The sequence below is a fragment of the Vibrio kasasachensis genome, assembly GCF_050337565.1.
Lineage (GTDB): Bacteria > Pseudomonadota > Gammaproteobacteria > Enterobacterales > Vibrionaceae > Vibrio > Vibrio kasasachensis.
Genome location: NZ_JAKJTB010000045.1, coordinates 1 through 916, shown reverse-complemented (window position 1 = coordinate 916; position 916 = coordinate 1). Strand labels below are relative to the sequence as shown.

The 916-nt window shown below is 44.7% G+C and carries 3 tRNA genes and 1 rRNA gene; all 4 read left to right on the top strand.

What is annotated here, in order from left to right:
• Positions 1–134: ribosomal RNA gene (locus tag L4C38_RS21260) — 16S ribosomal RNA — on the top strand; the annotation flags it as partial.
• Positions 135–223: 89 nt separating this feature from the next.
• Positions 224–299, top strand: a tRNA-Glu gene (locus L4C38_RS21255).
• 17 nt (positions 300–316) lie between these two features.
• Positions 317–392 (top strand) — tRNA-Lys (locus L4C38_RS21250).
• Positions 393–424: 32 nt separating this feature from the next.
• Positions 425–500, top strand: a tRNA-Val gene (locus tag L4C38_RS21245).
• The last annotated feature ends 416 nt before the right edge of the window (positions 501–916 follow it).

Genomic DNA, 916 nt, shown 5'->3' with positions numbered 1-916 from the left:
CCATGGGAGTGGGCTGCAAAAGAAGTGGGTAGTTTAACCTTTCGGGGAGGACGCTCACCACTTTGTGGTTCATGACTGGGGTGAAGTCGTAACAAGGTAGCGCTAGGGGAACCTGGCGCTGGATCACCTCCTTATACGATGATTACTCACGATGAGTGTCCACACAGATTGATGGTTTATAAAGTTTAAGAGATAGAAACATCCCCAAGATGTTTCACTTAGTGTCCCGTTCGTCTAGAGGCCTAGGACACCGCCCTTTCACGGCGGTAACAGGGGTTCGACTCCCCTACGGGATACCACTTCCTTTGTGAAGTATGGGTCGTTAGCTCAGTTGGTAGAGCAGTTGACTTTTAATCAATTGGTCGCAGGTTCGAATCCTGCACGACCCACCATTCTTTCTCCGCGAAGGAATTAAAACTATCGTGGGCGATTAGCTCAGTTGGGAGAGCACCTGCCTTACAAGCAGGGGGTCACTGGTTCGAGCCCGGTATCGCCCACCATTCTCTAAGTATTTTTGGAACAGGATATCCAAACCACGCATTCATGCATGTGGTTGGAATTTTGGTCTCTGAAAGTCTTTAGAAAATGTATTTTGAAGCTTCGCTTCAGATTCATATGCTCTTTAACAATTTGGAAAGCTGACTAAATAATCTTTAATAAGATTATTTGTAAAGTTCTCAATGTTTACCTTAATGGTAAACACCAAAAAACACATTCAAGTGTTCTTGGCAATATCACTTCCTAGTGAAGTGATTATTCGAAATTGAGTCCGGCAAAATCGAACGTCTCTCACTCATAAAATAGAGAGACAACTTGGTTGTTTAACGAAACTCCTTCGGGTTGTATGGTTAAGTGACTAAGCGTACACGGTGGATGCCTTGGCAGTCAGAGGCGATGAAAGACGTAGTAACTTGCG